This is a genomic window from Aeromonas sp. HMWF015 (assembly GCF_963878965.1).
In the GTDB taxonomy this organism is placed as follows: domain Bacteria; phylum Pseudomonadota; class Gammaproteobacteria; order Enterobacterales; family Aeromonadaceae; genus Aeromonas; species Aeromonas veronii.
This window is the reverse complement of record NZ_CAWNZT010000248.1, coordinates 1-1,526: the sequence shown is the minus strand read 5'-3', so window position 1 is coordinate 1,526 and position 1,526 is coordinate 1. Positions and strand designations below refer to the sequence as shown.

The 1,526-nt window shown below is 57.4% G+C and carries 2 protein-coding genes; both read left to right on the top strand.

What is annotated here, in order from left to right; all coding sequences use genetic code 11:
* Window positions 1-53: 53 nt before the first annotated feature.
* A complete protein-coding gene (gene fgIL, locus AACS18_RS13195; RefSeq protein WP_040068883.1) occupies window positions 54-1,160 on the top strand; it encodes a lateral flagellar basal body P-ring FlgIL in 1,107 nt (368 codons plus the stop codon).
* 8 nt (window positions 1,161-1,168) lie between these two features.
* Window positions 1,169-1,526 (top strand): rod-binding protein (locus AACS18_RS13190; RefSeq protein ID WP_108612459.1); only part of this gene is annotated, 358 nt, incomplete at its 3' end.

The window sequence follows — 1,526 nt, the reverse complement described above, 5'->3', positions numbered from 1 at the left end:
GGGTGGCTGGGCCGCTTCTTTAGCTCGGCGTTTGCGCCATTTTGAGGAATCACATGAACAGATGGTTTATCGCCCTGCTGTGTCTCTGCTTGCCCTGGTTTAGTCAGGCTGCCGCACCGGCCAAACGAGCCTTGCTGGATATTGCCGATGTGCAGGGGCTGAGAACCAACCAGCTGGTGGGTTATGGTCTGGTGGTCGGTCTCTCCGGGACCGGCGACAAAAGCCAGGTCAAATTTACCGGCCAATCCATGGCCAACATGCTCAAACAGTTTGGTGTGCAGTTACCGGACGATATCGATCCCAAGCTCAAGAACGTGGCAGCCGTTTCGGTTCAGGCCACGCTACCCGCCTTGGCTGGCAAGGGGCAGTTGCTCGATGTAACCGTGACTTCCATTGGTGATGCCAAGAGTCTGCGTGGCGGTTCTCTGCTGCTGACCCCCCTGCGTGGTATCGACGGTGAAGTCTATGCCGTGGCGCAGGGTAATCTGGTTGTCGCCGGGGTGAAAGCGGAAGGGCAATCAGGTTCATCGGTCACGATTAACGTGCCGACAGCCGGGATTATCCCCAATGGCGCCACCATCGAGCGAGAGGTGGTCAGCAATTTTGCCGAAAAGCCGGAAGTGACCCTCAATCTGCACCAACCCAACTTCAAGACCGCGCGCAATGTGGAGCGAGCCATCAACCATCAGCTGGGGCCGGTTGCCCGAGCGGTGAGTGCCGGGCGGGTTCAGGTTGCAGCCCCCAGGGACGAGAGCCAGCGCATCGCGTTTATGGCCCTGCTGGAGGATATCAAGGTGGATCCGGGTCAGGAGCGGCCGAAGGTGGTCTTCAACAGTCGAACCGGCACTGTGGTGATGGGGCAGGGGGTCAAGGTTCACAAGGCTGCCGTCAGTCATGGCAGTCTGACGGTGACCATTGGCGAGAGTCAGACGGTCAGTCAGCCCAACGCCTTCTCCAACGGGCAGACCACGACAACCCCCAACTCCAAGATCCAGGTCGATCGGGAACGTAACAACATGTTTGTCTGGCCGGATGGCACCTCTTTGGAAGTGATCGTCAAGGCTGTCAACTCACTCGGGGCAACCCCCGATGATGTCATGGCCATCTTGCAAGCGCTCAATGAGGCTGGTGCCCTTGAGGGTGAGCTGGTGGTTATCTAAGGACTATCATGACCAGAATTAGCTCGGATCCCGGTTTTTATCAGGATCTCAATGAATTGCAGCAAATCAAAAGCAACCCGGATCAGCGTGCCGCGCTGGATGCTGCAGCCGGTCAGTTTGAAGTCAGTTTTCTGCAAACCGTGCTCAAACATATGCGCTCGGCGACGGATGCCCTGCAGGATGAGGACGACAAGATCATCAAGGGACAATCCCTCTATCGCGATATGTATGACAGCCAGTTGGCGATGAGCATGGTCAAACGTGGTGGCATCGGTCTGCGGGAGCAGATGGTCAACCAGCTGGCTCCGTCATTAAAGAATCCGGACGGGGTGGTCGCTTCAGAGCAGCAGACCCTGGCTGCATTCA